7 protein-coding genes are annotated in these 7,770 nt (G+C 69.3%); 3 read left to right on the forward strand and 4 right to left on the reverse strand.

All coding sequences use genetic code 11. The features are described 5' to 3' along the window. Both AC27IQ_RS16070 and AC27IQ_RS16075 read left to right on the forward strand, forming a co-directional pair. Positions 1 to 693 (forward strand): SDR family NAD(P)-dependent oxidoreductase (locus AC27IQ_RS16070; RefSeq protein WP_487090048.1); only part of this gene is annotated, 693 nt, incomplete at its 5' end. Between the two features lie 215 nt (positions 694 to 908). Further along, the gene (locus AC27IQ_RS16075; RefSeq protein ID WP_487090049.1) at positions 909 to 2,612 is read left to right on the forward strand and encodes a flavin-containing monooxygenase; all 1,704 of its coding nucleotides are present in this window, start codon (positions 909 to 911) and stop codon (positions 2,610 to 2,612) included. Positions 2,613 to 2,642: 30 nt separating this feature from the next. Here AC27IQ_RS16075 and AC27IQ_RS16080 read toward each other — a convergent pair whose 3' ends face one another. Further along, positions 2,643 to 3,410 (reverse strand): IclR family transcriptional regulator, encoded by a 768-nt coding sequence (locus AC27IQ_RS16080; protein WP_487090050.1) that lies wholly within the window; start codon positions 3,408 to 3,410, stop codon positions 2,643 to 2,645. Positions 3,411 to 3,628: 218 nt separating this feature from the next. Between AC27IQ_RS16080 and AC27IQ_RS16085 the strand changes: the two genes are divergently transcribed. Then, the gene (locus AC27IQ_RS16085) at positions 3,629 to 4,426 is read left to right on the forward strand and encodes an SDR family NAD(P)-dependent oxidoreductase (protein WP_487090051.1); all 798 of its coding nucleotides are present in this window, start codon (positions 3,629 to 3,631) and stop codon (positions 4,424 to 4,426) included. 177 nt (positions 4,427 to 4,603) lie between these two features. Here the strand turns inward: AC27IQ_RS16085 and AC27IQ_RS16090 are convergent, their stop codons facing one another. The 3 genes from AC27IQ_RS16090 to AC27IQ_RS16100 all read right to left on the reverse strand — a co-directional run. Next, a complete protein-coding gene (locus AC27IQ_RS16090) occupies positions 4,604 to 5,833 on the reverse strand; it encodes a porin (protein ID WP_487090052.1) in 1,230 nt (409 codons plus the stop codon). A gap of 288 nt (positions 5,834 to 6,121) precedes the next feature. Beyond that, complete coding sequence (locus AC27IQ_RS16095) at positions 6,122 to 6,679, reverse strand: nuclear transport factor 2 family protein (protein WP_317357061.1); 558 nt, start codon at positions 6,677 to 6,679, stop codon at positions 6,122 to 6,124. Then, the coding region (locus tag AC27IQ_RS16100) for an acetate--CoA ligase family protein (RefSeq protein WP_487090053.1) at positions 6,666 to 7,770 on the reverse strand (1,105 nt) is incomplete at its 5' end. The genes AC27IQ_RS16100 and AC27IQ_RS16095, both read right to left, overlap by 14 nt.

Genomic DNA, 7,770 nt, shown 5'->3' on the forward strand with positions numbered 1-7,770 from the left:
GTGGTGGCCGTGGCCTTCGCCCAGGCCGGCGCGCGCGTCATCGTGACCGACCTGCAGGCCGATCGCTGTGCAGACACGCTGCGCGATGTGCGCGCCGCCGGCACCGAGGGCTGGGCCTGGGCGCTCGACGTGTCCAACGCCCAGGCCTGCCATGACCTCGCCACGCAGGTGGCGCAGTCGGTCGGCGATGTGGACACGCTCGTCAACAACGCGGGGGTGATCATCCGCGAAGGCATCGACAGCCCGCGCGCCGCCGAGAACCTGCGCCGCACGATGGACGTGAACCTCTTCGGCGTGTTCCACACGGTGCACGCCTGGCTGCCCGCGCTGCGGCGCACGCGCGGCAGCATCATCAATGTGGCCTCGGGCGCGGCATTCATCGCGCAGGGCGGTGCGCTGGGCTACTCGCCCTCGAAGGCGGCGGTGAAGATGTTCACGCAGACCCTGGCGCTCGACCTCGCGCCCGATGGCATCCGTGTCAACGCGCTGGCGCCGGGCGTGATCGACACACCGATGACCGAGGCCACGCGCGCCAACCCCGAGCGGCTCGCGCGCTTCATGCAGCGCATTCCCGCCGGCCGACTGGGCCAGCCGCACGAGCTGGCGGGGCCGGCGGTGTTCCTGGCCTCGGACATGGCGAGCTTCGTCAATGGCGTGACGCTGCCGGTGGACGGCGGCACGCTGGCCGTCTGAGGCAGGCGTGCACGGGCCGCGCGGGCACCCGGAAATCATGGATGTGATGTTGCAGGCCCCACCCGTGCATTTGCTTGATGCGCGCACGGCGCGAACGCATCATTTCCCGCAGGACAGACCGCACGCCGCAAGCGCCAGCGCAGCGCCGGTGGCGACCTGACCCCATCTGAAACCATCCGCGGCACGGACCATGCCGCCCCCCAAGAGGAGACAACATGACAACGCAAACCCTGCACGGGAACGCCAACGCTCCCACCCCGCCCCAGCGCATCGACGTCGCCATCGTCGGCGCGGGCTTCGGCGGCATGTACGCCGTGTACAAGTTCCGGGAAATGGGCCTGAAGATCCAGGGCTTCGAGGCCGGCGGCGACGTGGGCGGCGTGTGGTACTGGAACCGCTACCCCGGCGCGCGCGTGGACCTGCCCAGCATCGACTACAGCTTCTCCTTCTCGCCCGAGATCGAGCAGGAGTGGACCTGGTCGGAGCAGTTCGCGGCCCAGCCCGAGCTGCTGCGCTACATCAACTTCGTGGCCGATCGGCTCGACCTGCGCCGGCACATCCAGTTCAACACGCGCGTGACCAGCGCCGTGTGGAGCGAGGAGCGCCAGCTGTGGACGGTGAAGACCGACCGCGGGGCCGTCTACGAGGCTACTTACTGCATCATGGCCACCGGCCCGCTCTCCATCCCCAAGGACCCCGAGATCCCCGGCCTGGAGCGCTTCAAGGGCCGCCTGCTGCGCGCGGCCAGGTGGCCGCACGAGCCCGTGCGCTTCGAAGGCCTGCGCGTGGGCGTGATCGGCACCGGCTCCACCGGCATCCAGATCGTGCAGGAGGTGGGCAAGGAGGCCGGCGAGCTGTTCGTCTTCCAGCGCACGCCCAGCTTCACCATGCCCATGCGCAACGAAGACCTCACGCCCGAGTACATGGCTGAGGTCAAGCGCCACTACGCCGGCATCCGTGAGTCCGCGCGCAACAGTGCCGTGGGCGGCGTGCGCCCGCAATCCACCCGCGCGTTTTTCAGCGTGACGCCCCGCCAGCGCCAGCAACTGCTGGAAGATGCCTGGAAGAGCGGCGGCCTGGCCATGCTCGGCACCTTCTGCGACCTGATGACCAACGCCGAAGCCAACGAGCATGTAGCGCAATTCGTGCGCGGCAAGATCGGGGAGGTCGTGAAGGACCCGGTGACGGCCGAGCAGCTCAAGCCGCGCGGCTACCCCATCTTCGCCCGCCGTCCCTGCCTGGACTCCAGCTACTACGAGACCTACAACCGCCCCAACGTGCACCTGGTGGACCTGCTGCACGATCCGATCGTGGAGATCACCGAGAAGGGCGTTCGCACGCAGTCCGGCGAGGTCGAGCTGGACATGCTCATCCTGGCCACCGGCTACGACGGCCTGACAGGCGCAATGCTGGCCTTCGACGTGGTCGGCCGCGACGGCCGCACCGTCAACGGCAAGTGGCAGGACGGCGCGCGCTCCTACCTGGGCCTGATGATGGAGGGCTTCCCCAACCTCTTCATGACCACCGGCCCCAACGGCCCCGCCGCGCTGGCCAACATCATCCGCATCAGCGAGAACGACGTGGACTGGATCGCCGCCGCCATGCAGCACATGCAGCGCCAGGGCCTGGCCACCATCGAGCCCACCGCCCAGGCCGAGCAGGGCTGGATGGACCTGGTCTACACGCTGTCGCAGCGCTCGCTGCTGCTCAAGGCCAAGACCTGGTACGTGGGCGCCAACGTGAAGGACAAGCCGCAGGGCCTCACGCTGTTCACCGGAGGCTTCGCCAAGTACCGCGAGCACTGCGCGGCCGCCGCGCAGGACGGCTACCGCAACTTCACCTTCCAACGCCCAACCCTTGCGCGGCCGGCGCCGCACACGGGCCAGGAAGCCCCGGCCGAAGCAGCGGTGGCGGGCTGACCGCCCGCGCCGCCCTGCCCGATGCGTGCGCTATGCGCAGCCCGGCTCGGGCTGCGGTTGCTCCAGCTGCAGGGCCAGCCGCCGCATGAGCGCGGTGTAGCGCGCCCGGTGGGGCCGCATGCGCTCGATGGTGCCGCCCATGCCCAGCACCACGAGGCGGCCCTGCACACGCCAGGGCAGCACCACGCCGATGGTGGCGCCACCCAGCAGCGGCAGGTTCTCCAGGTAGAGCGCCTTGCGCAGCCGGGCGCCGGCCACCTCGGGGGCGATGGTCTCCAACGGCACCCGGTCTTCGCGCCCTTGCACGGCAATGTTGGCGCGGTGCACGAGCTTTTCCACCTCTGCATCGGTGCGGTCGGTGAGCAGCAGCCAGCCCACCGCCGAGCGGGTCAGCGGGCGCAGGCTGCCCTCGTCGGTGTGAAAGCGGATGGCATGCGTGGACTGGATGACGCGGATGTACTGCACATAGATGTCGTTGAGCATGGCGATGGACACCGTCTCGCCCGTGGCGCCGTGCAGGTCGTGCATCAGTTCGAAGATGCGGCCCTGCCCGAACAGCGCCTGCGAGATCCAGTCGCCCAGCGAAGTGACGCGCGGCGTGGGGAAGTACAGGCGCTCGGTGCGGTCATAGCGCAGGTAGCCCATGGCGATGAGGTTCTTGAGCAGCACCGTGGTGCTCGACTGGGGGTAGCCCAGCGCCTCGCTGATGCGCTTGAGCGGCAGGGGCGTGCGCACCTGCGCGAAGTATTCCAGCACCTGCAGCACCCGGGTGGCGGACTTCACCGTACTGGCGGGCATGGGAAAGCTCCAGAGACAACGCGGCGGGTGCATGGCATGGCCGGCCCATTGTGCGGGCCCCCGCCACCGCCGGCAGCCCTGCGCGCGACACAGGCACGGGCCCGCGCGGCGGACCGCTTTCCTTCCCGCAAGCCTTCATTCCAACCCTTGAACCCCATGGCACACCTTCCTTTCCCTTCCATCGGCCAGCCCGGCGTTACCACGCCAGCAGAGGCCGCATGAACCGCTGCGTCATCACCGGAGCCGCGCGGGGCATCGGCCGCGCCATCGCACTGCGTCTGGCGCGGGACACGGCGCCCCACGGCGGCGCCCGCATCGCGCTGGCAGACCAACATCTGGCCGAGTTGGAGCCCCTGGCGGCCGAGATCCGGCAACTCGGCGGCACCGCGCTCGTGCTGGGCGGCGACCTGGCCGACGCGGCCTTTCCGGCCCGCCTGTGCGCGCAGGCCGTGAACGCCTTCGGGGGCCTGGACGCCGTGGTCAGCAACGCGGGTTTCGCGGCACCGGGCCCGCTGGCCACGTACGACCCGGCCATGTGGGACCGCGTCTTCGCCGTCAACACACGCGCGCCGCTGTTGCTGGCCCAGGCCGCCTACCCGGCGCTGAAAACCACGCGCGGCACCGTACTGTTCATCACCTCGATCTCGGGCAGCCATGCCACGCCGCCGCTGGGCGCCTACAGCGCCAGCAAAGCCGCCGCGCTCATGCTGATGCGCCAGATGGCCGCCGAGTGGGGCCCCGAGGGCATCCGCGTGAACGCGCTCTCGCCCGGGCTGACGCTCACGCCGGGCACGGCGGCAGCCTATACCGATCCCGAGGCCCGCACGCTGCGCGAAGCGCGCGTGCCCCTGCGCCGGCTGGCCGAAGCCGATGACATGGCGAGCGTGGCCGCCTTCCTGCTGGGCCCCGACGCGGCCTACGTGCATGGCGCCGAATTGCTGGTGGACGGTGGCCTGGCGCACACGCTCATGGGCTCGCTGCCCATGGGCGGCTGGGGCCGGCCCGCCGCCGGCTGAAACGCCTGCGAGCCCGGTGCGCAGGCCCGTCGAGCCTGCAAACCGGGCCTTCCAGAGCTGGGTACCCGGCAGCCGACCCGCGCTGCAACGCGGCCGTTGCCCTTGGACTCCTGCTGCTCCGCGTGCCATCATGTCAGGCCCCGTCCCCACCAGGTGGGCCTGCCCGCGGCCGCAGGCTCAGAAAGCGTGGCGTACGCCCACGTGCACGGCATCGCTGTTGCCGCTGTCGCCGAGGCCGGCCTGCGACGTAGCGCCCGTCAGCGCGTAGCCTGCGCCGTTGCGGTTCTTCACCTTGCCGTAGTCCGCATAAAGCGTGGTGCGCTTGGACAGGGCATAGAGATAAGCCACGCCGAACTGCGTGGCATCGCGGTTCAGCGGGCCGCGGTCATCCACCTTGACGACCTGCGCGAGCACCGTGCTGGACCCGAACGGTACCGCCACACCCAGAGAGGCGCTGCGGTCGTCCTGCCCGGCGTAGTAGCCCACGGTCGGAATGCCCGCCAACTGCACATTGCCATCGAGTGCCGCATGCACGGCCGGGCTGAGGTCGGCGCCGGGGTTCTTGAATGTCGCGAACGAGCCGAACAGCTTGAAGCCGCCGAAGTTGTAGGCCAGGCTGGAGTTGAGCCAGCGCACCGTGCTCAGGTCCGTGGGATGGCGCAAGGTGGTGTACGCCACCGCGCCGCTGAGCGCCTGGCCGGAATAGAACAACGCGACGGCGGCCTGGTTGGCGGCCTGGGTGCCGCCCGTGGCACTGGTGCGCTCGCCGAAGGAGTACGAGAACTTGCCGATGAATCCGGACAACGACGGCGACTGATACCAGACCGTGTTGTTCGCGCGGCCAGTGGCCGGCTGGATGCCCTGCAGGTTGCCGGCGCCCCCCAAACCGAAGGCATCGCCCACGGCCTGCGCCTCGGAGCTGATCGTGGTCACCGTGCGGCCCAGCCGCACCTCGCCGAAGTCGCCCGTGAGGCTGACCAGGGAACCCCGGCCGAAGAACTTGGCACCTGCGCCCTGGTTCTGCCCCGAGCCACCCGTGTCGGAGTTGATGCCCGCCTCCAGCCAGAAGTTGGTACGCAGCCCGCCGCCCAGGTCTTCGGAGCCCCGGAAACCGAACCGTGATCCATTCATGTGCCCGCTGTCCAGCTTGGTGATGCGCCCGCCTGCGCCGGAGGCATAGGCGATGCTGGTGTCGATCAGTCCATAAAGGGTCACGCTGGATGCGGCGGCGGCCATGCCGCCCGCAGGCGTGGTGATCTGGCGCAGTTCTTCTTTCTGCGCCTGTTGCGCCCACGCTGGCGCTTGGCCACAGGCCCAGGCGGCCATGGCGCCCACTAGCACGCGTGATGGCGTGCCCTGGATGCCCCGGCGAATGCGGCCGGCTGTTTTGTTGAATATTTCCGACATCGAATGTCTCCTCACGCAGCAATATGAATCGCCACCCGCCAGGGTTGGCACATGACCGGCCACCCACAGCAAAACCATTAATTACCTGTCGCCCGGTTAAAAAATGGTAAGAAAAAATCCTATTGATTTCAATGACATACATAGCAATTGCAGGGTATGCACCGATCGATTACGGGTATTCACCGACCATCAAAGAAACCCATCCGGAAATTCAAAAAATCCAGCGCCAATGGCCCGGATTATTCATCCAGGCCATTATTGAAGCCCAACGAAAATCAGGCGTTGAAATTATCCATCGGGTAATCCAGACAGCAGTGCATACCATGCATCCGCCGGCTTGTGCGCGCCCACAGGCATGCGCACGCCGAAGCGCTGCGCATCGGTGCCCGGGGCGGCGGGCGCCTCGCGGATCCAGTCGTAGACCACGGTGCGGGCCGCCACGCGCCATTGGCCCGCGCGGCGCTCGAAGCGGTCGATGTAGCGGCCGCACAGAAAGGTCTCGGCGGCCTCCCCCTGGGCGCTGGTACCCGTCTGGAAGGCCTGGAAGTAGCTTTCGACCGCGGCCTGCTCGCCCCGCAGTTCGATCGCGATATTGCCCAGCAGGTGCACCATCCGGCCGCCCCCCGGCAGCTTGTCCAGGGCCCAGTCGATGAATCCCTCCGCACTGCCCTGGTAGGGGCCGTGGCGGTCGGTAGCGTCGGGCCAGTAGGCGCTGCGCAGGGCCTCCGCATCGCAGCGGTCGATGCCCCGGCTGTAGCGGTACAGGCATTCGCGGATGGCATCCTTGTCGGCCAGGGCTTGCCACCCGGCCTCCAGCGCCGTCAGGCGCGCTTCAATGGGTGCCATGGGAGTCCCCTGGCGCGGGAGCGCGCACGGCGATCACGGCATCCAGGCAGGCGGCGCCCTGCACGCGCACCACCAGCGGGTTGATGTCGATGCTCTCGATCTGATCGGCATGCGAGAAGGCGAATTCCGACAGCCTGCACAGCGCGTCGGCCAGGGCCTGTTCGTCGTACTGCGGGCCGCCGCGCCAGCCGCGCAGCAACTGTGTGGAGCGCACGCGCTCCATCAGCGCCCGGGCCCGCTGCGGCGTGAGCGGTGCCGACGCGAAGGCCACGTCCTTGAACAGCTCCACGGCCGTGCCGCCCGAGCCAAACATCACCATGGGTCCGAAGGTCGGGTCCCGGTGGATGCCGGCGATCAGTTCCACGCCCCCCTTGAGCATGGGCGCCACCAGCACGCCATCGAGCCGGGCATCGGGCCGGGCCGATTGCGCGCGCTGCATCAGCGCGGCAAAGCCTTCGGCCACCGCCTGCGCGTCTGGCAGGTTCAGCAGCACGCCGCCCACTTCGGTCTTGTGCACGATGTCGGGCGAGACGATCTTGGCCACCACGGGGTAGCCCATGGCGGAGGCCGCCTCGGCAGCCTCCGTGGCGCTGCGGCAGATCCGCTCGGGCAGCACGGGCAGGCCCGCGGCCGCCAGCGCACGCTTGGCGCCGTCTTCGGTGGCCACGTTCCCCAGTGGTGCGGAAGGCCCGGTCGGCGGGGGCGGCAGGTGCAGGGTACTCCGGCGCTTGTGCACGTGGGCCAGCGCCGCCACGGCCTGCACGGCGCGCGACGGGTCTTCGAACACGGCGATGCCGTGCTGTTCCAGCGCCGCATTCACCTCGGGCCGCGAGAGCATGACGAGCACCAGCAGCCGGTGCGGATGGCGCTGCTTGAGCGCGATCAGCTCGGCCTGCGTGGCCGCGAAGCGCTGTGGCGACAGGCCCACATGCGCCAGGTAGGCGAACACGGTGCCGTAGCCGGCCTGGTCCAGCATCAGTGCCACGGTGCGCGGCACGCCCTGCGGCACGGCGGTCACCTGAGCCGTCATGTCCAGCGGGTTGCTGGCCACGGCGAACGGCAGCAGCTCCAGCGCCGCGGCCCGCGCGGCG

The sequence above is a fragment of the Acidovorax sp. KPB24-07 genome (assembly GCF_057543315.1).